The organism is Photobacterium angustum (assembly GCF_003026365.1).
GTDB classification, from domain to species: Bacteria; Pseudomonadota; Gammaproteobacteria; order Enterobacterales; family Vibrionaceae; genus Photobacterium; species Photobacterium angustum.
On sequence record NZ_PYOM01000004.1, the window covers coordinates 268,903 to 290,237 of the forward strand.

A 21,335-nucleotide genomic window follows, 5' to 3' on the forward strand; every position below is an offset into this window, starting at 1 on the left:
TGTTCTTTTGTTTTTCGTGAGTTAGCTAAAAAGAAAGATAGAAGTCATCTACCTCTTTTCATTATGTTAGTTCGCCGTGGCAGAAAAATATAATTAATTCAGGAAAGTAAAAATATGAGCAATATTTCTCATCCACGAGGTCTATTTTATGTAATCAGTGTACAGGCTTGGGAGTATTTCAGTTATTACGGAATGCGTGCCTTACTGATTCTTTATTTAACAAAGCAGCTCCTTTTTTCTGATGCACACGCTTATGCACTGTACGGTGCTTACACATCACTTGTTTATGTGACGCCAATTATTGGTGGATATATTGCAGACCGATACTTAGGGAACTTTTGGTCTGTAGCAATAGGCGCTTTGCTTATGGTTGCAGGTCATACCGTATTATCCTTTCCAACCTCAGGGCACTCTACTTTGTATATAGCTCTTGCTCTAATTATTGTTGGATATGGTTTCTTCAAGACTAATTCTAGCTGTTTATTGGGTGAGCTTTATCATGATCGTGAATCTATCCGAGATTCCGGTTTCTCGCTATCTTATGTTGGGGCAAATCTTGGTGCTTTTCTCGCTCCGATAGCTACCGGCTATTTTGCTGAAACTTATGGTTGGCATATTGGGTTTGGTATTGCGGGCTTGGGTATGTTTGCTGGCCTTTTAGTATTTCTTTCTGGTCGCAATGCCTTTAAAGATGTAGCTGGCCTTAAAAAAGAAGCACTGTCGGCCAAAACCGCAGGCATTTCGAACTCAATGCTGTTATTTGCTGGTGTGATATTGAGTGTTGGATTCTTTGCCGTCATCCTTGCGCAACTTTGGGCTGGCTTTGTTCTGATTGTGATCGGTATTGTCTCGCTATTTTTAATGGGCCGTATTTATACTCGTTGCGATGTTCAAGGTAAGAAAAACATATGGGCAATTGTATTGTTTATGATGTTTGGTACGTTATTCTGGGCATTTGACCAACAAGGTGGTAGCTCTATTACCTTGTTTATTGAGCGCAACGTAAATAAAGATCTATTTGGCTTCAATATCCCTACTAGCTTCTATCAATCAATAAACCCATTTGCAGTTATCTTTGGTGGGGCATTGGTTGCTTGGGCGTGGAAATTATTGGCACGTTTCAATATACAGCCCAAAACATTGTCGAAATTAGGTATTGGTTTCTTGTTCCTGACTTCGGGTTTTCTCTTAATCAATATTGCGTCTAAACTTGCAATGCATTCGGGCCACACTTCAATGCTATGGGTAACAATTGGTCTAGGTTTGATTGGTTTAGCGGAAATGTTTATCGATCCCGTTGCGTTGGCGGCAATCACTCGTTTGAACCCTGCAAACTCCACAGGTACGCTTGCGGGTATTTACATGTTGGTATCAGGCTCTATTGCTAACTTTGTAGCAGCTTGGATAGCAACGGCAACAGCGGTGACGACAGAAGACGGTAAGGTACAGAGCCTGACTCAGGCGGCGAGCAGTTACCATGATGTATTCCACACCATTTTCTTGATTGCACTATCAGCTTTCATTTGTTTGATTATATTAAATATATTTACTAAGAAATTGCTGCCATAAAGCGTGTTGGTTTAAGAGAAAGTATTCTGGGCGATTGATTCGCCCATACCTTTATTTAGGCGTTCTAATCGTAGGTTATATGTTGGGCTTTCACATAATTAGACTCATCGTTTAAACATGCCAATGGCTGCAAATATCACGTTTTTCTTGCAATCAATGTAATAAAACGAAATTTTAAATAATAATTGTCATTTATTTATAGCGCGAGATACCTGTTTGTAGGTATGATCGTTGCATTATAAAAGGCTGATACCAACATCAGCCTTTTATTTTCAAAAAAAAGAAAACGTTTGCGTGTGTTCGTTACACGTGATTTTAACTGTAAAAAAGCATAGTAATATTGATCAAATAGGAATTTACCATGTCTGCTGATAGCACACATCAACGCCCTTCTCATTTAGAGCCTAAGAGTAAACTAGATAGCTATTTTGAAATTACGGCTCGTGGCAGTAATGTCAAACAGGAAATAATTGCGGGTTTGACCACATTTTTAGCTATGGTGTATTCCGTTATTGTGGTGCCTAGCATGTTAGGTGCCGCGGGCTTTAATCAAGGTGCGGTATTTATCGCGACCTGTTTAGTAGCAGCATTTGGCTCATTACTCATGGGATTGTGGGCGCGTTTACCGATGGCGGTTGGTTGTGCTATTTCACTTACCGCATTTACTGCATTTAGCTTAGTACTTGGGCAAGACGTGAGTGTGCCTGTTGCCTTAGGTGCCGTATTCTTAATGGGTGTTGTCTTTACATTAATCACGGTAACAGGTGTACGCACTTGGATCATGAAAAATATGCCAAATGGTATTGCTCATGGCACAGGTATTGGTATCGGATTATTTTTACTTTTGATTGCTGCGAATGGCGTTGGGCTAGTGATCAAAAACCCAGCTGAAGGCTTACCCGTTGCTTTTGGTGATTTCACTGCGTTTCCAGTCTTCATGTCTATTTTAGGGCTTGCTGCCATTTTAGGGTTAGAAAAGCGTCGTGTTCCGGGTGGCATTTTATTAGTGATTATTGCCATTTCTATTATAGGCCTTATCTTTGATCCAAAAGTAACGTTCCACGGCTTCTTCGCAATGCCGACATTTGGCCATGAGGGTGAATCTTTATTCGGCGCAATGGATATTATGGGAGCCCTAAATCCATTTATTTTGCCTACTGTATTAGCACTTGTAATGACGGCAATTTTTGATGCAACAGGTACTATTCGTGCCGTTGCTGGACAAGCAAACCTGATAAACCAACGTGGTCATATCATCAGTGGTGGTAAGGCATTAACGTCAGATTCTGTGAGTAGCATTTTTGCAGGTCTTGTTGGTGGTTCCCCTGCTGCGGTATATATTGAATCTGCTGCAGGTACAGCTGCGGGCGGTAAAACAGGTTTAACAGCAACTACCGTAGGTGTACTGTTCATCTTCATGTTATTTCTTGCACCATTAAGCTATTTAGTCCCTTCTTATGCGACAGCGCCTGCACTGATGTATGTTGGCCTTTTAATGCTAAGTAATGTTAACAAGTTAGATATGGAAGATTCTGTTGATGCATTATCAGGCTTACTGTGTGCTGTTTTCATTGTTCTAACGAGTAATATTGTTACTGGTATCATGCTTGGTTTTACTGCATTAGTTATCGGTCGAATCGTTTCTGGCGAAGTGAAAAAGCTCAATATAGGTACAGTCGTTATCACGATTGCCTTGGTTGTTTTTTATGCTGGTGGTTGGGCTATTTAACGACTAGCTCTATAATAAAATGTATTTTAAGGCCCACTAAATGTGGGCTTTTTTATATCCAGATATAAAACGTTGTTTTTATTTTCTACAATGGATTATTATTAATGGCTAACTATATGCATTTACACTTACAGGCATATTTATGAAAAAAACGTTATTAACATTGCTGTTGGCGTCATGTTTTAGCACCGCTGCAAGTGCTTGTACTGGAATTACACTTGGCACCACAGGTAATGATCATATTCAAGCTCGAACTATCGAGTGGGGTTATAGCGATTTAAATAGTAAGTTAATTGTTTCTCCTCGTAATTACAGTTATACCTCGACAATGCCAGATCAAAAGCAAGGTTTAACTTGGAAGAGTAAATATGGCTTTGCAGGAATCTCTGTTAGTGATGATCGTTTTATTGCCGAAGGTATTAACGAAAAAGGCTTAACGGCAGGTTTATTTTATTTCCGTGGTTATGGCTCACTTGCGAAATATGATCCAAAAAATACCGCGAATAACATCACGGATATGGATTTTGTACGATGGATGTTAAGTCAATATTCAACGGTTGCGGAAGTTGAAGCTGCGTTAAGCAAAATCAAGATTGTCACTGTTTACTTTGATGCTGAAGGTAATCCATCCCCAACAGCGCACTGGCGTGTGTCAGATAAGCAAGGTAATAGCATCGTGATTGAGATAATGGATCACGGTAAGATCAATATTCATAAGAACACGGCTAAAGTGTTAACTAACTCGCCAGATTACAATTGGCAGGTAACGAACTTAAATAACTATATTAACCTTCACCCAGGTATCAGTGCGCCACAAAAGATTAATGGGGTAGAAGCTCAATCGTTTGGTGTTGGCTCTAACTTTGTGGGTTTACCAGGTGATATTTCTCCGCCGTCACGTTTTGTTCGCGCAGCATTCTATGTCAATAGCGCACCTGTATTGAAGACATCGCAAGAGGCTATATCACAAGCTTTTCATATTTTGAATAACTTCGACATTCCAATTGGTAGTGAGTTTAACGATAAATCACATATCCCTGATTTACCGAGTGCGACTCAGTGGACATCAGTTATTGATCAAGGCAATGGTGAACTGTTCTACAAAACTATGCATGACAGTACTATTCGTCGTGTAGAGTTATCTAAATTAGATTTCAATGCGAAGACAGAGCACAAGCAACCACTTGATAATGGTAAGTTTACTACTCAAGATGTTGTAATTAAATAAGCATAAATTTAGTAGATATTTATGAGGGCAACAGCATGTTGCCCTTTTTATTTTCTTTTTTTGTGTCAAAAATGAATATAGAAACGATCATTTTTGCAATCTTGCATTTTATTCATAAATGACTGTTATTTATTCACCACTATTATTGCGTATGATGTACCTTATATATATTGTTGTGTCATTTTGTAGTATCTATTTAGGTTATATATAATTGTTTTTAATGTGTTATTTTTTTTTCTTTAAAGAGGGTGTTGGTTCACGTATTTATTATCTCTAAGATAAAACCAGAAAAAGGTTAAAAACTTTTGAATGTACCATTTATGAATAACTAACGTTTCATTTTTGTTGTAATGACAATTAATCAAAACGAGGTAAATTAAAAAGACCAACAGAGGAACCGCAAAGTGTTTCGGTAGGGTTGTTTAAAATATTCGTATAAGGTGCAGTGATTATGAAAGTTGTAGTAGAGATTTTAGAAGCAGGTAAATACCGAGATGTTGCTTGGGAAGGTCAATTTGTATCAGTAAAAGGTGAGCTACGCGCTGTTACACCTTCATATGCAGCACAGTTGATCAAACAATCTAAAGCGTCGTTATACACAGATGCTAATGGTGAAATGGCGTTTACTTATAAATAACTTAAATATGTTAAATAGTATATTTAAGTTTTTTGGCTAATAAAAAGGTGACTTACTATTCAAGTCACCTTTTTTGTTTTTTACTTGCAGAGGTGAGTAAAAAACAACCATTATTTACAATGTAAATTTAAAAATTAACCGTCTCAAAATGCGGATTTGCGGTGAGTGCCTGCATAGAGGCGAGTTGATCGAGAACTATTGTTGAAACGGTATTATTCATTTTCAACTCGATACATTCTTCTCGCTGCGCGTTATAACAAGTATCTTGGGCGATCCCTGAAATTTTCTCTCCATTTTTATACGTTAAACTCACATCAAGGTGGAGCATGCAGGCTATCTCAATATAGTCATGTTGATGACAACTTATCATTATTACTGCTCCTTAAATTACAGTTCACTACCATTTTAGATTACTCCCAGCGTTCTAAAAATTCATAATATATACCTTAATTATACTAAGATGTATGACTTAGAAAGGGTTGGTGATAAACGATGAGAAATATTGACTGTTATAACTGAAGTAAAATTAACTTAATCTTTTAGCGAATATTACAGGCTTCACTTTAGCGTTAAGGAACGTTGTTATAGCGCACTTTACAATGTGTGACTATGTGTAAACGTGATTAAAAATAAATTTCGAAATTCTATTTTTAAGGTATTTGATATTATCATTATCGGATTCTTATCATTTACAACGCTAAATCTTCTACTTATAAATTACTTTCCGTAATAATGATTAATTAAAGTAGACTTTTCTCTGATTAAATTTAAAACCCTGTTTATTAATATTTTTGTTATTTAGGTTTATTTTTAGTGCGATATTTATTCCTTATTATTAACGTTATCATACTCTAAATATATTAATCATAATGATGTGCAACTAAACTCACCTTTGTCTATTTCCATCTACGTATTAATTGAAAAATATAAAAAATGAATTTTTTCAAGGGTTTATGTTTTTATGGTGATTGTAAGCTTTTTAATAAAAAGAGAATCATGAATAGGCTTTGATAGCCTTCATTATTATGTTTTCAAAATTTGTGTACAGTGTGACAGCTAAAGATATTAATTGACTCAGTTTATTACAGCGTACATAAAAATAAGTTATGTAACACGGTTCTAACATTAGGACGTTGCCGTTATTAATTATTTATTTGTAAATATAATGATAGCTAAGATGAGTTTTAAAAATTATTAGGATCACATTAAATAGCACTGTTTGGTGAGTATGCCGACTTATTTTAGCTCTGAAAGATAGATAATTCGTACTGAAAAGGAATTTATAATGGCGAAAATAAGTCAATTAGCATTACTGATTGCTGGTTTATCCGCGACAAGCAGTTATGCGATGAATCCACAGCCTGATCCCGAAAATCCAGGTGGCTACATAATTGAGCGAGCAGAAATAACAGCTGCAGAAGATGCAAAGACGTTAGATCTTATGTATGACGTCTGGGCTAAAGCACTCGAAACACGGCCAAATACAGAGGTTGAAGCGATCTACCCTGATGCAGCAACCAATCCTGATAACGTAAAACGTGTTGAGCGAGTTTTTCCTGAAACAGAATGGAATTTCTTGACACAAATGGCGGCTCCTGAATACACCTATACCCGTTTTCTTCGCGCAATTGGTAAGTTTCCTGCATTCTGTGGCGACTATACCGATGGGCGTAATGCTGATGAGATCTGTAAAACGTCTATCGTGACGGCATTTGCTCACTTCTCGCAAGAAACGGGCGGCCATATCAGTATCGATAATTATTCGGATAATCCATTGGCATTAGAAGAATGGCAACAAGCCCTTGTTCACGTGCGTGAAATGGGCTGGTCTGAAGGTCAAGCGGGCTATACCACAGGCTGTGGGCAAGATGATTGGCAAAATAAACGTTGGCCGTGTGCTGACGGTGAAGGTTATTTTGGGCGAGGCGCTAAACAGCTTTCTTACCATTTTAACTATGGTGCTTTCTCTGAAGTGATGTTTGATGGTGACGCAACGGTATTATTAAATGATCCGGGGCGTGTTGCTGATTCTTGGTTGAACCTTGCTTCTGCGATCTGGTTTTTCTTAACTCCACAAGCACCTAAGCCTGCGATGCTTCATGTAATTGATCGAACATGGAAACCATCACAACGTGAAATTGATGCGGGGATTACTTATGGCTTTGGTACCACCATTAATGTGATTAATGGCGGTATCGAATGTGGTGAGCAAAACAAAGAGAAAGGACAACCTGTTAACCGTATTCGTTATTGGGAAGGCCTTGCAGAGCATTACGAAATTGCTATTGCAGAAGATGAGAAAAACACCTGCTGGCAGCAAACACCCTATGGTAGTTTAAATCTTAATGGCGCAACTGATGTGCTTTACACCAACTGGGATGCAAATTGGAAATATTATTCTGATCGTCCAGGTGGTGTTTCTTTTGAATGTGAATTGGTAGGTTTCCAAACGGCGTATTCAGCTCTAGTTGAAGGTGATTACGAAAAATGTGTCGCTAATGCATATGGCTCACATGCTAACTGGCCTGATGTTCGCGTTGTCGATAAATTACCTGATACAGGTAAGCCTGTAGATCCTGTCGACCCGCCAGTAGATGGTGTGGCTGCATGGGAAAGCAATAAAGTTTATACTGGCGGCGATAAAGTCAGTTACCAAGGCGCAGTATATAAAGCGAAGTGGTGGACACAAGGTGATAACCCTACAAGTGGGGGGCCTTGGGCGCTAGAAAGCGGCACACCAGTTACACCAGAGCCTGTTGATCCAGTCGAACCACCCGTTGATCCGGTAGATCCTGTTACGCCAGTCGAGCCAGTGATTCCCGTAGAACCTGTTGATCCTCCAGCAACAGATACACCTGTGTGGAATATAGGAGCTGTATATGTTGGTGGTGACAAAGTCAGTTATCAAGGAAGTGAATATAAAGCGAAGTGGTGGACGCAAGGTAATAAACCTGATGCTGGAAGCCCTTGGCAAAAATTGTAATAAAAACTAGCGATTAGATAGAGCCCGAAAGATAACCATAAAATGTCTTTCGGGCTTTTTATAAATTAATACTTTCAATAGGAAATGTGATCTCTTGTTGTGTAATAATTTGATTATCATTCAACGAGATTATTTCAATGAGCAGCTTGTTAATATCAGGCGTTAAAAATAAGTTACCCTCATAATTAGCTTCAGTAATAGCCGTTGCCATGACTCTATCATCATGACTAACAACAAAATTACCGTCATCATCAATGCTATGATTTCGATAAATATTAACATAGACATCTTCAAGTATTGGATTAGTTATCTTTAAGGGGATCGTTGTGATATTTCCCGAAAAATTAACATTACTCGCCTCTAATTCTGAAAAACTGTCTTCATCTTGTTCATCTAAATCCTCATTACTAATATTATCAATATCGTCACTTTCACCGTTATCTATATTATCGTCATCGCTATCTTTAACTGGAAAAAAGATAGGGGGCTGCACCTGATCACTTGTATCACTTTGTGTTTCTATAGATTGATTGGTTTGATCTGATGGACTTTCGCTTAAACAACCAGAAAAGGTAAACGTGATGAGTACTAATAGGAGTTTAGAATTTTTCATCGGTATTACTCCGCAGTCTGAGAATAAACGTTTGAAGGGGCTGGATGCATAAACCATGTATCATGTTCACTTTCATTATTGCTGAGATAGCTTTTTATATTAGGGTAGGCAGATAAAATACTTTTCCCTTCTACTGGGTTCATCCAATCAGACGGTATTAAAATCGCAAATGGGAGCCCTGTTTTATTTTTATAACTGTCGCAGCTTTTTTGAATGCCACAATTGATGCTGGCATCGCCTGAATCATCATTACCACTTTTGAATAAATTTGGATTAGCTTTGATTGTTGGCGAAAAGTCCTTCAAATGAATTTCTAGACTTCGAGAAGGCGGGGCTGGAAAACCATGATTATCATTAGGTGCCGCAAAAATAAATGGATTTAAATATGGAGACAAGTCTTTAGGAAAAGTAATAGGTTCGTTGAATTTTATTTTCATTGAAGCTTTTACTGTTACATCTTTATCTAATTCACAATTAGGATCTACGCGTAAAAAACCATTGTCACATTCAGAAGAAAAGTATTGTTTTAATGAGTCAGTAAAAATCAAAACTGCGTCATCATCTGGGCTGTCAGTTTCTTCCAAAATGGCAGCTTTGTATTCATTATTTATGACAACATAGCTATTTTCGGTGTCAATACTTGAAGAGGTAACGCCATCTAATTTAATAGCGAAACCGTTATTATAACTACCACCATAGGCCTGTAATTCAATATCAATGCTCAGTTGTGAAAGCTTACCCGTAGTGGCTTCTTGTACATGTCTAACACGGTATCTCAGTACGACATCATTAAAATCAAAATCATCTTCATTAGGCCAGCGGTCTTCAAACGCGAGAGTGGCATAACTACCTTGAGAAGGAAACCAATAATAACTTTCTTGCTTATCATAGCTAGTAATTGAAAGTGGATAATCTTCGACCTCTCCTCGTCCACCAAGTCCTAGATGTGAGATGGTTGGCTCTTCATTTAGCCTGAAGCGAGCCCATGTTTGATCTGTTAAACTTGCATCGCTCGGAACGTCGATAGCAAGGTGATGAGTACCACCGATTAGTGAGACATTTTGGATCACATTCTCATTCGGATCATTAAAGTTACCATTGTTATTCCAGTCAACCCACGCTGATAGATACCCAGTTAAAAAGCCGCCGACTTTTGCAGTGAAGAAAGAGGTTGAGCCTTGGTTTAAACTCATAGTAGCGAAAGTTATTCCTTGTTCATCATCACTGTTATTATTGTCATCAAATGCAGGATAAAGTTGCGCGATCAGATCTTCATCAGGTTTATTTCCTAAGTAGAGGTGAGAAGACACTTGATGGTGAGCACCATTAACAGAAACGGAAGTACCATAAGAATTTGGCGCATCACCAAAATCATAACCTTTTACGGCGAGTGTCATATCACGACAGCGAGCTATATCAATCGTATTACTCACATTTGTTAGAGAAGGTAGGGAAATGTAACGGAAACTTTCTTGCTCATTGAGGGGAGTGATATCGTCAAAAAGGTATAACTCTCCTGTTTTAGAATCTATAACGTATAACAAACCACTTGCATCGAAAAATTGACCACTAAAATTACGTAGCCCTTGAAGCCCTGTCGATTGTGATAGTTCCGCTTTGTTATTTTCTAACGATTGTGAAAGGTCAAATCGGTGAATATTTCGACTGTTATCAATCGCATAAACGACGCCTTCAGGATGAATAGCAAGATCTGCTAACGTATAAAAAGCTTGTTCTTTTTTTAATACTTGGGTTGCTTGTTTAGTTGATAAATTAATGCGCCATAGGCCTTCCTGTTTAGCATAGAGGTACAAGTTATCGTTATGAACATCTCCTGCAGTGTAATCATGTTCGGGTAAATCAACTATATCTAACTCATCAGCGTTGAAACCATTATCAATGCGCACTACTTTTTTATCTATTACTCCGTATAGGTAGCCATCGAGAGTATTAAAACCCACAGCATCATAACTGTTAGGTATCAAGCCTAAGTTATTTGTTTGTCGATCAATATTAATGAATGAGACATTCGCAGTATCATGAAAAAAGTAGCCTGTTTGGCTACATGCAAAGGGGTTTGCCATACTATTACTGATGAAAGAGGCAAACAAAAATAATGAAAAAAATATGTACCGATAAAGTTCCATAATTACCTCACTCCCAGTTAGTGTTTGAAACACCTTCAGTAAGTAATCAACTTTAATGCCAGTTAAACGCGTCCGCATAACAATAGGTTATGGCGCTTTACATCTTTGTTATTCTCATTTTTGCAAAACGCTATGAATTTTAAGAAAGTGCTTATTTTTGATATGAGCTTTTTATAAAACTGAAAAGCAGTAAATCGCAGGGCAAGTGATGTTTTTTTGAATTACTACCTCATATTTGATTGATAATTGACTAATTGAATTTTTTTTCAAAATTTTCCCTTTACAGCAGCAAGTTAGCTCGATATTATTCACCCCACTTACGGAGAGATGGCTGAGTGGTTGAAAGCACCGGTCTTGAAAACCGGCATACGTTTATAGCGTATCTAGGGTTCAAATCCCTATCTCTCCGCCATATTTAATTGTTAAGCTTTGGCTTGATGATAAACGAAATTTTAGTGCCGACTTAGCTCAGTAGGTAGAGCAACTGACTTGTAATCAGTAGGTCACCAGTTCGACTCCGGTAGTCGGCACCATTAAATTTCGGTGGGGTTCCCGAGTGGCCAAAGGGAGCAGATTGTAAATCTGCCGGCACTGCCTTCGAAGGTTCGAATCCTTCCCCCACCACCATAATTTGCAGAGATGCTTAGCAGGCATCGTATAATGGCTATTACCTCAGCCTTCCAAGCTGATGATGCGGGTTCGATTCCCGCTGCCTGCTCCAAATAATTCCTCCTTAGTTCAGTTGGTAGAACGGCGGACTGTTAATCCGTATGTCGCTGGTTCAAGTCCAGCAGGAGGAGCCAAATAGAAAAGCCCGCAAGCAATTGCGGGCTTTTTTACATCTGAAATTTGTCATGCAAAAAAAGTCAAAATATAGGTTGAGACCAAATGGGGACCATATGTCGCCCTGAAAATTTAGGGAAAGTGCTCATCTATATTGAGGAATCACTTTCCTACATATTAATTTTTCTAATCCTATTCTGATTAAAAAAAAAATCCTTCTCCCTATAGGGATGTATGGTTATCTTCATCATCAGTAATTTCTAGCAAATCGCCCACCTCACAGTTTAGGTAGCGGCATAGCTTTTCAAGTGTATCGAAATCAATTCTATTGTTCGTTTCATGGTAGAGACGCGTCACTGTGTTTCTATTTATTTCAGCATCTCTTACAACATCAGCAATTTTTAATCTTTTCGCACCCATTATTGCTGATAAATGGCACTTAATCATTTTCTTAATTCCACAACTCTCTGATGTGTAAAGTCTAACTCATAATGGTGACTTTATTCTAGCTCCTAAAAAGAAGTAATTAATCTCTTAAAAGACCTTAAATGTACCTCTAAAGGTTCATTTTGGTATTGACAGGGTTTCCTTTGAGGTTAATAATGAGTCTCAAGAGGTGCATAAAGTAACTGTGGAGGTTATATGGGGTTTACTTATTTAACAGCAGAAGAGTTGTCTTTATTAATCAAATATGATGCACGCTTTATTAGAGAGCAGTTGAAAGATCAGGTGCTTTTTGAAGGTGTGCATTACATACGTCCATTTGGTGGTAGAAAAATTCTCTTTATCTGGGAAAGAGTTGAAGAAGAGATGCTAAATGGAGTGACTTCATTTTCTTTACTTACTGGGAAGTAGGAGGAATAAATGGGAAGTGTCAATGTACGTAAAAATAAACTTTATTTAGATTTTCGATATCGAGGAGAACGTTGTCGAGAATATACTCTCTTGGCTGATAATACGATTAATCGTCGGCGTTTAAATCAACTACTTGAAAAAATTGAAGCTGAAATTGTCTTAGATCTTTTTGATTATGGGAAGTATTTTCCTAAAAGTAAAAAAGCAGCACACTTCAGCTTGATTGATGAGAGGAAGAGACAATCTATTGCTGCAATAGATACGCATAATTCACCATTACTCAGTGTTTTCGCGGATATCTGGTTAGCGGAAAAAAAGATTGAATGGTCAAAGGGGCATTATATTGATGTCTCTGGGGTTATTGAAAAATACTTAACACCCGCCTTTGGTAATCAGAAGATTAGCTCTATCACCAAACAGAAGATTCTGCAGTTTCGCTCTATTTTATCTCAAGTTCCAGGACGAAAGGGGGAATATCTAAGCTCTTCAAGAATCAATCACATTATGACTCCATTGCGTCAGTTATTGAATGAAGCCGCAGATCGGTATGACTTTAATTCACCATGGAAAAATATTAAGGCGTTAAAAGTTGGTCGAACAGTCATTGATCCCTTTCACCTTGATGAAGTTGAGAGCTTTTTAAATGCCGTTCCAGATGCTTATAAAGCTTACTATATCACCCGTTTTTTTACGGGGATGAGAACAGGGGAAATTGACGGACTACAGTGGAAAGATATCGATTTCGTAAATAAAACGATCAAGGTAAAACAAGCACTTTCTCGTAATGAACTAAAAGAACTGAAAACGGAAAGTTCATACCGAGATATTGATTTAATTGATCGTGTTGTAAGTGTTCTACAAGAGCATAAGGGGAGTAAATACACAACTTCTACTTTTGTGTTTGTAAACAGCAAAGGTAGACCATTTTGTTATCCTGTCGTGTCTCGAACTATTTGGTATCCCACGCTTGATGCTGCAGGTCTCCGTCACCGTAATCCTTATCAAACCAGGCACACCTATGCGACGCTATTGCTTGCATCAGGTGAATCTCCAGAGTGGATAGCAAAGCAGATGGGGCACAGTACAACCACCATGTTATTTCGTGTTTATTCTCGCTTTGTTCCCAATCTTACACGACGTGATGGTAGTGCTTTTGAACATTTCTTAAATAATGGGGGACATTGATATGCAAATCTCATCTTTAACCGTTCATTGTGCGAGTTTATGTTTAGATGTTGTCAATGGAGAGAGTTTTGAAAAACTCACTATGGCGGAGATTCAGAGCTGGCAAGACGAGCTATATTCGTACATTGAAAATCGAGTGGAAATTGTCAAGTGTAGTGATGATAAGCAACGTTTGTTTATTACTTCTGTAAGAGATGAAGTGTTAATTATTTTAATGTTAAGCAAAGAAAATCTATTTGCAAGAGAGCCGCATTGGATTCTTGAAAAGATGCAGAGGAAAATAGCATTAAGTACTCATCTTTATATTAATAACAACGCTCTTTGATCTTCCTTATATAGTGCGTAATAACGTTAGTTGCAGTGTGCGCACAGTCTTTTTATCTATATCATGGCATAGAGTTATTAAAATACGGGATACTTAGAGAGGGGTGAGGAGTGCACAAGAATAAGACACCTAAGAGTGACTAAAAACGCTGACCCTTATCCTTTCTTTTCTTAATTTCTACTACCCTAAATACTGAGTGTCTAACACTGAGCCAGCTATTATGGCTAGCTCAGTGTGATCACCAATTCTTAAGTTCAAGGCAAAGATGTTATATCTTTATGGGTAAATGGAATATAAGCAGAAACAATTTTATATGCTAAAACACTTTCTGCACTTATTTTTAGTCGGATATAGCGATAGTTTTTTCCAAATACTTTGATACCACCTAAAGCTATCGGTGGACCCTTAAATATGAATTCGCAGTCTGGATTTCGTTCATGAATAGAAAATGCTTCTTGATTGTGGCAGTTAGTTTCTAGAAATTTTATATTTCTACTTTGTCTTAAAATGTCTAAAACCGTTAAGACAATAGTCATCCTTGGTGCAGATAAAAGACTAAACCCTGAGATAACATATAAAGTTAAACTTTTATCATTATGTGTTTGAGGTTGAATGAATTCACAATTAGATAATTTTTTGGATGCATGTCCTGAAGTGAGTGTTGACGTATCTAAAAAACCGTAAAGAAGGTGACCAATTATTTCGCCATGATTATCAAGAAAAATATCCAGCTTTAGATTAGCTTTATGAAAATCAGATAAACATGTATCAAGTCCTAAATAACCATTATGGAATGCCATCAAGTTTTGACAAATATCTGGTTGGTTAGCCAGCGAATTATAGTGCTTTGTTGTAAATTCAGTTGTTTGGTAATTATAGGGGTTATGGTTTCTTTGAATAGATAATTCAAAATCTTTTAATTGTTTTAATGATACTTTTGTTTCTAGAGCTATCAAGGATGCTACATCTTCTCCTAAAGCCCGAGCAACAAGCAGCTGCTTTGATAATTTTGGTTTGGTAGTTCCACGTTCCCAGCGGCTATAGGTTGTTAAATCGAGTTTCGAAAGTTTATCATCTGAACGAGTAAGTATTTTAATAATTTCCTGTTGTGTTATTTGACGCTTCTTTCTTGCACCTTTTAAAAAGGCTGAAAATTTTTTTTCCATAAAAAACCTTTATCTATTTTAATTTTATTTAATAAAGTGATATTTGATATGATATAAATCCCTCATGGGAATATAATGTTTAACGACATTAGCTGCAAATTTTTTTAATTATTTTTAGTCTAAAAAAATTAATAAATTAAATTTGGTTGTGTGTTATATATCAATAATAAGTTACCAGTAATAAGCTTATTGGATTTATATGTGGAGTAATTAGAAAGCAGATAAAAACTTGAGTTGATGGGCATTGTTTTTTTAAATTTTGTTTGTGTGCCTATTTTTATTGGGCTGCTGTGTCTATATGAAGGTATGGAATAGTTACCAATACATATCATGATATCTATGTGGTAATTACTTAACGTTTATTGAGATTACTTTTATCTTTAAAAGATAATAAATTATCAGAGATTAAGAACGATATTTAATGGGTTATTTGAGCTTGTTTTTCAGGTGTTATTTTAATAAGATAAAAACTCTAATTTTAGCTATATTGATTTGTCATGTTCTATTCAGAGTAGTCAAGCTGAGTTAACACCCATTCATACATTTATTGCAAATGGTGGTGATTGTAGTTCGATAAAACCTCATGAAATAGACTTTATTGCTAAACCTCAGATGGGTATACCTTCCTATAATTATCAATTCACGGTTTGTAAAGTATAGATGATGAAGGATTCTGCTCGAATGACAGTATTAATAATTAAAGACACTGCTCCCATTTTATCGCCTCTTTCGACATTATAGAGCTCAAAGGATAAAACTTTTCCTGTTATGCTGGATACTAAAGCTATGCTAAAGGAGTGCGGGAGACAGTATCGATTCCTGAGTGTTCTAGGGATTATAGTTTAAAGAGCCTAGAAAAGGCTTGCAAATGATAATTCGCCTGCGAGCCCAAAAAGTCCAGATGAAAAGAGATTGATTATCTCTATAAATAATTAATCTCTTTAACGAATTTCTAATAATAATTATCGAACTTATCTGTAGGGAAAATCACCATAATTGAGGTCATCCCTACCTAAATTTGATGGTATAAAATATTCGGTGTCGTGATTATATGAATTATCATATTCATATATTTTATCGTTTGGAGGACAAGTCCCCCATTTTGGCTGAAAGTTTACTTTGTAACTAAAGCCAGCGCCGGACTTAAAACCAGAAGGTTCTCTTCGGATATGTGAGACGCACCAGCTTGAAAGATCCTTATCGAACGAGTAAGCACCGTGGAACATGTAACGCATATCAGTAACGTTGCTTACGTTCCAATCTGAAAGAGGCTGATTGAACATATCTGCAAAGTTGAACATGGAAGCCATACTTGTAACGTTACTTACGTCCCAACTTGAGATGTCTCCATTAAAATTAATAGCATTGTCGAACATGGAATGCATATCTATAACGTTGCTTACGTCCCAGTCTGAGAGAGGCTGATTGAACGCATCAGCATAGCTGAACATGTAACGCATATCAGTAACGTTGCTTACGTCCCAGCCTGAGAGAGGCTTATCAAACGATTTAGCATCGTTGAACATGGAATGCATATTAGTAACGTTGCCTACGTCCCAGTCTGAGAGAGGCTGATTGAACGCCTCAGCTTCGTAGAACATGTAACTCATATCTGTAACGTTACTTACGTTCCAGTTTGATATGTCGCCATCGAAATAAGTAGCACCGTAGAACATTGAATGCATATTTGTAACGTTTGACGTGTCCCAGCTTGAGATGTCCTGATTAAAGGAAACCGCATTTTCGAACATGTTTTTCATGTCTGTAACGTTTGACGTGTCAATATTTAGAACTGCGTTAAACCTTCTTTTTCCCTTAAACATGTAAGCAGTTGATGTTAGTCCTGCTGTATTTTCAGGGGTAATCTGGTCGTAGTCTTTGGCCAGAAGAATCTTGTACAACTCCTTGTGTTTTGTATCAGCTAGTTGGGGGGCGTTTATAGCGGAGCCAAATAGATAGCCGCTATCGTCTACAGATTCGTCAAACACCCAACTACTTAAATCTTGTGAAAATGCAACGGCATTGGCAAACATCCCTCTAATATTTGTTACCTTCTTTACATTCCATCCTGAGATGTTCTGATTAAAAGAAATAGCACCTTCGAACATATTACTCATATCTGTAACGTTTGACGTATTCCAGTATGAGATGTTCTGATTAAACAAGGTAGCGTTTTTGAACATGTTGCTCATGTTAGTAACGTGGCTTACGTCCCAGTCTTCAAGGTTTACGCCATCCGGCACGATCTGACTTTTAAAAAGGTTCGAAAAGTCATCAAACCGGGTTAAATCAAAGGTCTCAATACATGCGGTATCTTGTTCTTCAATACAAGATATTAATTCTAATTTAGCTAAGTCCTTTGCAACTTCTGGGGATAATTCTCCTGATTCTACAGATTTGCTTCCAATGACAGAAATCAAAATTGGAATTAATGTAATTAAATAAATATTTGCTTTTTTAGCGATCATTTTTATTACCTCTTGGTTAGTAATGTGCGAAGGAGCATATATGAAAGCGAAATAAAAAGAACTTGGCATAATAGTAAAGTGTCTCAAGAAAATGCTTTAAAGTGCTGAGTGATTGAGTAAGGGGTTCTATTTTATTGTACTAATTTTGACTTCTATTAATTTTAATATGCAATATCTCTCTTTATATATTTTTTAATCTAAGTGTTACCGAAAAAAAGTTGCTGAAATGACAGGTGTTGTTCGGTGAAGTTTTAATTTCATTAATCAATGGTGTTTGTCCTAAAGTTTTAAAGTTAAAGCCTCCCTTGTTAGTCAATTAAGTTTAATAAGAATAATTCGGAATATTGGTAGGGTTTATAGAAGATTTTTATTTTAAAAGAATGCTGAAAAGTTCCCCAATAAAATTATAAATTATATTGTGGTAGTGTAAACTTTTACGAAATGTTTTTATGGTGCTTCATTTTGTTTAATAAAATATAAATTTTTGGCATTCTATTTTTTTTTTTTTTTTTTTTGCCCATTTCTATTGAGAGTTGAAATTGTATAATAGTTTTCGATGTTGAAATTATTCTAATTTTTAATGGCTCTTGTGAAAATAATAAAAGTCATTATTAATTTTAATGTTTGATAAATATTTTTAATTGAACTCTTAGCTTAGATGGTCCCTAAATATAAAATCTAACTCATTTTTTATTTAAACGTTTTTATATGCAGTCACAATATAAAGTGATGCTATTTCAATGCTTAGTATAAAAATCAGTGGTATTTAATAATGAAAATTATCAGGGACATTTGAACTAAGTTTTTAAGGCTAGGATTTAAATATGCTTGAAAACTCGATTTTTCTTACTCGACTCGCTGTAGGTACTGCATTGATTTTATTGTTTGGATGTGGTTCTGGCGATGAAAATGACGACAGAAACGATGTAAACACGTCTAAACCGACTGAGGTTCTTCCTATTACTGCACTCGACGGACTGAGTGTTGCTACGCCTGGAATGAAAAGCTTTATTGATTTGTCAGGTCATGTTCTCGGAGGGAAAGCAGTGCTAACGTCTATTCATCTTTTGGGTGAAAATAGTCATAAATGTAGTCCAGCAATACCTAATGGAATAGGCTTTACCATTACACCCCAGAATGGTGAAGTTTGTGATTATCAATTCACGGTAAGTAATGCACAGGTGACAGATTCTGCACGAATGACAGTATTAACAACGACAGACATCAATCCTGTTTTACCACCTCTTTCACAGCCATTGCTCTTAGAGCCGACAACTTCTCCTGCGGAATTAAATGTTGAGGCTATGCTAAAAGAGCTCGGCGAGTGGGAAGATGGTTATTCGTTAGATTCTGAAGGGCTAGTTGTTCAGAGCCCGGATGACAATAATATTGGTCAGGTAAATGCTGATGGTAATACTATTGAGTATACTTTACCTTCAGCTACTGGGTGGAATCACATTAACTATAAACTGATTAATAATGAAGACAAAACCAGAGTAAAGGTTGGTGATATTTATATAACAATATCAGATACCGTTCGACCTTCGATAACTATTAAAAATAAAAAATACGATTACAACATCGCAAATAATAATGCAATTGTGAATACTCGAGATAGTATTGATATTGATTTGTCTCAACTTGTCGACGCTGATGATGATAATTGGCAGTTAGTAGATGTGCAAAGTTACAATGCTAGCGTGACTCCAAAAGAACCAGATAACATTACTAACAAAGTTCTTGAGTTTACTGCCGTCATGCCAGGTGAACACATTATCTCTTATGTGATTGCCGACCATTATAATAATTTTAGTTACGGACTTGTAAAGGTATCCGTTACCGCCAAGGAGTCAGAAAAAGATTGGGGTGACTTAAACGTTCTGAATAAAAAATTCATTTCTCCAGTGACATACAGCGATGGAATTGAGAGTGGCTTTCATGTGTTTCCCTTATGGGACTCAGTAAAAAGCAATACTATTTCTGGATATAATATCTTCATCGGTGATGCTTATTGTAGAACACTTGGTAATTTACCTACAGAAGAGCAAATGAATGCGCTATACGTTAAACATTATGAATTAAACGGAAGTGGTGAATTAAACAATTGGCCTATGGAGAAAAAATACCTCATTAAAGATAATGCATCTTATTTTTCATATGACATTTCGTCAGGTCTAAAAGGAGAGAAAGTGACGGCTTCGAGTGGAGCTTATTATGTCACTTGTATTCAAAATGAAAATATTTCACTGAGTACAGTCGGCAATATCGAAATTAACCCTGATGATAAAAACGAACGTGTGCTATTTGGAACTATCACCAAGCACCCAGACATGAACGTCTCAATATCCCAAATTCCTGAATTGGAGGGAGGTGGTAATTTACTTGGTAGTGATGTGGAGTTACTTGTAAGTGGAAGTGGTTCCGAATTATCGATAACGACATTAAATAATGAATTAGGTACTTATGCTATTAAAGTTATGGATGCTTCTAACCCAGAAAACTATATAACCAGTCAGCTTGTTAATTATATTCCTCGTACCTTAGCTAGTGCAACGATTGATATCGTCAAAACAAGTAATGGTAATTTGTTTACCAATTCACCATCAGTGGCCTACCTAAAAAAGATTAATGGTCAAAGTGTAGCAGACGCTATTCAGAAAGAAGGAGCAGAAGGGGAAGTTGCTCAAGGCCCTGCCGGTGATTTTTACAAATTCAACTTTTCACACGCAGAGAACCTGTGCGGTCACTACAATAGCATGAGTATAGGTTATCGAGATGACTGGCGCTTACCATCAAAACATGAATTAAAATATCAACTATACAAAGAGTTCGATAATATGTTTACAGCGCGCGGTTGGCCGACCGCTGTCCGCTATTGGACGAAAACATCTACTGATCCTAATACATATAATACCGTGAGTCTTAGCACTGGTGAAGTCGGCAGTAATCCTAATGAAGAGAATAATAACTATTACGTATCCTGCGTCAGTGGTTTAGCTGGACCTGAAATACCACCGGTTGATGAAATTGCATTTGTTTATGATATAAATGGTAATTTGTTTACCAGTTCACCATCAGTGAGCTACATAGACAACACTATCTTACTTGATAAAGATACTGGTGATGTTCTTGAGGAAGATGGAACTCATGGCCCAAGTGGTTATTTCTACACATTCGACTGGGATGAAGCAGTGGCATTATGTGAAACCTACAACAAAAAACATGTCCTCGGACGAGAAAACTGGTCTTTACCTAGTTTAAAAGAGTTACAAGGCCTATATCCCGTCTTTGGGAATATGTTTTTATCGGAAAATTGGCCGACCAGTAAAAGATATTGGTCGGATACTAACGCTAATAACATTTTGCATTTCATGGCGGATCTCAAGGATGGCAAGTCGGCCTACAACAATAATTCTAGTAAGCAATACGTATCCTGCCGCTCAGTAGTTTACTGAGTAACTGAAATTGAGCGTTGAGACTTTAACGCTTTAATTTTTAATTTTTGAAGTGCCAGAGTTGCATCTGGCACTTTCTTGATAAATATCAACGAATATTGAAACTAAATTAACATTGGTTGATTGCTGTCAACGTATTATTGGCATAAAGGTGTGAGTTTGAGTAAATAACCGACGAGCTTTCTTAGCTAT

Annotated in this window: 15 protein-coding genes and 5 tRNA genes; 14 read left to right on the forward strand and 6 right to left on the reverse strand. The window is 36.9% G+C overall.

Annotated features, from left to right (window positions below; translation table 11 throughout):
* Positions 1 to 114: 114 nt before the first annotated feature.
* The 4 genes from CTN01_RS06190 to CTN01_RS06205 all read left to right on the forward strand — a co-directional run bounded on the left by CTN01_RS06190 (position 115) and on the right by CTN01_RS06205 (position 5,163).
* Positions 115 to 1,569: a peptide MFS transporter gene (locus CTN01_RS06190; RefSeq protein ID WP_045150503.1), complete on the forward strand. Its 1,455-nt coding sequence runs from the start codon at positions 115 to 117 to the stop codon at positions 1,567 to 1,569.
* 361 nt (positions 1,570 to 1,930) lie between these two features.
* The gene (locus CTN01_RS06195) at positions 1,931 to 3,298 is read left to right on the forward strand and encodes an NCS2 family permease (RefSeq protein ID WP_107188441.1); all 1,368 of its coding nucleotides are present in this window, start codon (positions 1,931 to 1,933) and stop codon (positions 3,296 to 3,298) included.
* 142 nt (positions 3,299 to 3,440) lie between these two features.
* Positions 3,441 to 4,526: a linear amide C-N hydrolase gene (locus CTN01_RS06200; protein ID WP_045150502.1), complete on the forward strand. Its 1,086-nt coding sequence runs from the start codon at positions 3,441 to 3,443 to the stop codon at positions 4,524 to 4,526.
* Between the two features lie 451 nt (positions 4,527 to 4,977).
* On the forward strand, positions 4,978 to 5,163 hold the full coding sequence (locus CTN01_RS06205) for a hypothetical protein (RefSeq protein ID WP_045150501.1): 186 nt from the start codon (positions 4,978 to 4,980) through the stop codon (positions 5,161 to 5,163).
* 127 nt (positions 5,164 to 5,290) lie between these two features.
* Here the strand turns inward: CTN01_RS06205 and CTN01_RS06210 are convergent, their stop codons facing one another.
* Positions 5,291 to 5,533, reverse strand: coding sequence for a Rho-binding antiterminator (locus CTN01_RS06210; RefSeq protein ID WP_045150500.1), 243 nt, complete (start codon positions 5,531 to 5,533; stop codon positions 5,291 to 5,293).
* A gap of 915 nt (positions 5,534 to 6,448) precedes the next feature.
* Between CTN01_RS06210 and CTN01_RS06215 the strand changes: the two genes are divergently transcribed.
* Positions 6,449 to 8,146 carry a chitinase gene (locus tag CTN01_RS06215; protein ID WP_045150499.1) on the forward strand — a complete coding sequence of 566 codons (1,698 nt, stop codon included), beginning with the start codon at positions 6,449 to 6,451 and terminating at the stop codon, positions 8,144 to 8,146.
* Positions 8,147 to 8,204: 58 nt separating this feature from the next.
* On the opposite strand, the gene CTN01_RS06220 is transcribed toward CTN01_RS06215, so the two are convergent.
* Together CTN01_RS06220 and CTN01_RS06225 are read right to left on the reverse strand one after the other, a co-directional pair.
* Positions 8,205 to 8,759: a hypothetical protein gene (locus CTN01_RS06220; RefSeq protein ID WP_045150498.1), complete on the reverse strand. Its 555-nt coding sequence runs from the start codon at positions 8,757 to 8,759 to the stop codon at positions 8,205 to 8,207.
* 5 nt (positions 8,760 to 8,764) lie between these two features.
* Positions 8,765 to 10,843: an LruC domain-containing protein gene (locus CTN01_RS06225; RefSeq protein WP_244156129.1), complete on the reverse strand. Its 2,079-nt coding sequence runs from the start codon at positions 10,841 to 10,843 to the stop codon at positions 8,765 to 8,767.
* A gap of 384 nt (positions 10,844 to 11,227) precedes the next feature.
* On the opposite strand from CTN01_RS06225, the gene CTN01_RS06230 reads away from it, so the two are divergent.
* From CTN01_RS06230 to CTN01_RS06250, 5 genes are all read left to right on the forward strand, one after another.
* Positions 11,228 to 11,318 (forward strand) — tRNA-Ser (locus tag CTN01_RS06230).
* A gap of 45 nt (positions 11,319 to 11,363) precedes the next feature.
* Positions 11,364 to 11,439, forward strand: a tRNA-Thr gene (locus tag CTN01_RS06235).
* Between the two features lie 9 nt (positions 11,440 to 11,448).
* Positions 11,449 to 11,533, forward strand: a tRNA-Tyr gene (locus CTN01_RS06240).
* A gap of 19 nt (positions 11,534 to 11,552) precedes the next feature.
* Positions 11,553 to 11,627, forward strand: a tRNA-Gly gene (locus tag CTN01_RS06245).
* A 6-nt stretch (positions 11,628 to 11,633) separates the two neighbouring features.
* Positions 11,634 to 11,709 (forward strand) — tRNA-Asn (locus tag CTN01_RS06250).
* A 202-nt stretch (positions 11,710 to 11,911) separates the two neighbouring features.
* On the opposite strand, the gene CTN01_RS06255 is transcribed toward CTN01_RS06250, so the two are convergent.
* Positions 11,912 to 12,136, reverse strand: a complete 225-nt coding sequence (locus tag CTN01_RS06255) for a helix-turn-helix domain-containing protein (RefSeq protein WP_045085012.1) — start codon at positions 12,134 to 12,136, stop codon at positions 11,912 to 11,914.
* A 195-nt stretch (positions 12,137 to 12,331) separates the two neighbouring features.
* On the opposite strand from CTN01_RS06255, the gene CTN01_RS06260 reads away from it, so the two are divergent.
* From CTN01_RS06260 to CTN01_RS06270, 3 genes are read left to right on the forward strand one after another with little or no spacing between them, the layout of a single operon-like run.
* Complete coding sequence (locus tag CTN01_RS06260; RefSeq protein WP_045085013.1) at positions 12,332 to 12,544, forward strand: hypothetical protein; 213 nt, start codon at positions 12,332 to 12,334, stop codon at positions 12,542 to 12,544.
* A gap of 9 nt (positions 12,545 to 12,553) precedes the next feature.
* Positions 12,554 to 13,729, forward strand: coding sequence for an Arm DNA-binding domain-containing protein (locus CTN01_RS06265; RefSeq protein WP_045085014.1), 1,176 nt, complete (start codon positions 12,554 to 12,556; stop codon positions 13,727 to 13,729).
* A 1-nt stretch (position 13,730) separates the two neighbouring features.
* Positions 13,731 to 14,054 (forward strand): hypothetical protein, encoded by a 324-nt coding sequence (locus CTN01_RS06270; RefSeq protein WP_107188442.1) that lies wholly within the window; start codon positions 13,731 to 13,733, stop codon positions 14,052 to 14,054.
* 254 nt (positions 14,055 to 14,308) lie between these two features.
* On the opposite strand, the gene CTN01_RS06275 is transcribed toward CTN01_RS06270, so the two are convergent.
* Positions 14,309 to 15,220, reverse strand: coding sequence for a helix-turn-helix transcriptional regulator (locus tag CTN01_RS06275; protein ID WP_045085016.1), 912 nt, complete (start codon positions 15,218 to 15,220; stop codon positions 14,309 to 14,311).
* A 971-nt stretch (positions 15,221 to 16,191) separates the two neighbouring features.
* Positions 16,192 to 17,688, reverse strand: a complete 1,497-nt coding sequence (locus CTN01_RS06280; RefSeq protein ID WP_052957952.1) for a BspA family leucine-rich repeat surface protein — start codon at positions 17,686 to 17,688, stop codon at positions 16,192 to 16,194.
* Positions 17,689 to 18,512: 824 nt separating this feature from the next.
* Between CTN01_RS06280 and CTN01_RS06285 the strand changes: the two genes are divergently transcribed.
* Positions 18,513 to 21,143, forward strand: coding sequence for an adhesion domain-containing protein (locus tag CTN01_RS06285; RefSeq protein WP_107342118.1), 2,631 nt, complete (start codon positions 18,513 to 18,515; stop codon positions 21,141 to 21,143).
* Positions 21,144 to 21,335: the final 192 nt, after the last annotated feature.

Excerpts from the sequence above, each read along its gene's own strand:
- CTN01_RS06270 (WP_107188442.1), top strand. The coding sequence starts at position 13,731 with ATGCAAATCTCATCTTTAACCGTTCATTGTGCGAGTTTATGTTTAGAT.
- CTN01_RS06285 (WP_107342118.1), top strand. The coding sequence starts at position 18,513 with ATGCTTGAAAACTCGATTTTTCTTACTCGACTCGCTGTAGGTACTGCA.
- CTN01_RS06280 (WP_052957952.1), bottom strand. The coding sequence starts at position 17,688 with ATGATCGCTAAAAAAGCAAATATTTATTTAATTACATTAATTCCAATT.
- CTN01_RS06255 (WP_045085012.1), bottom strand. The coding sequence starts at position 12,136 with ATGATTAAGTGCCATTTATCAGCAATAATGGGTGCGAAAAGATTAAAA.
- CTN01_RS06275 (WP_045085016.1), bottom strand. The coding sequence starts at position 15,220 with ATGGAAAAAAAATTTTCAGCCTTTTTAAAAGGTGCAAGAAAGAAGCGT.
- CTN01_RS06190 (WP_045150503.1), top strand. The coding sequence starts at position 115 with ATGAGCAATATTTCTCATCCACGAGGTCTATTTTATGTAATCAGTGTA.
- CTN01_RS06215 (WP_045150499.1), top strand. The coding sequence starts at position 6,449 with ATGGCGAAAATAAGTCAATTAGCATTACTGATTGCTGGTTTATCCGCG.
- CTN01_RS06260 (WP_045085013.1), top strand. The coding sequence starts at position 12,332 with ATGGGGTTTACTTATTTAACAGCAGAAGAGTTGTCTTTATTAATCAAA.
- CTN01_RS06200 (WP_045150502.1), top strand. The coding sequence starts at position 3,441 with ATGAAAAAAACGTTATTAACATTGCTGTTGGCGTCATGTTTTAGCACC.
- CTN01_RS06220 (WP_045150498.1), bottom strand. The coding sequence starts at position 8,759 with ATGAAAAATTCTAAACTCCTATTAGTACTCATCACGTTTACCTTTTCT.
- CTN01_RS06265 (WP_045085014.1), top strand. The coding sequence starts at position 12,554 with ATGGGAAGTGTCAATGTACGTAAAAATAAACTTTATTTAGATTTTCGA.
- CTN01_RS06210 (WP_045150500.1), bottom strand. The coding sequence starts at position 5,533 with ATGATAAGTTGTCATCAACATGACTATATTGAGATAGCCTGCATGCTC.
- CTN01_RS06195 (WP_107188441.1), top strand. The coding sequence starts at position 1,931 with ATGTCTGCTGATAGCACACATCAACGCCCTTCTCATTTAGAGCCTAAG.
- CTN01_RS06225 (WP_244156129.1), bottom strand. The coding sequence starts at position 10,843 with ATGGCAAACCCCTTTGCATGTAGCCAAACAGGCTACTTTTTTCATGAT.
- CTN01_RS06205 (WP_045150501.1), top strand. The coding sequence starts at position 4,978 with ATGAAAGTTGTAGTAGAGATTTTAGAAGCAGGTAAATACCGAGATGTT.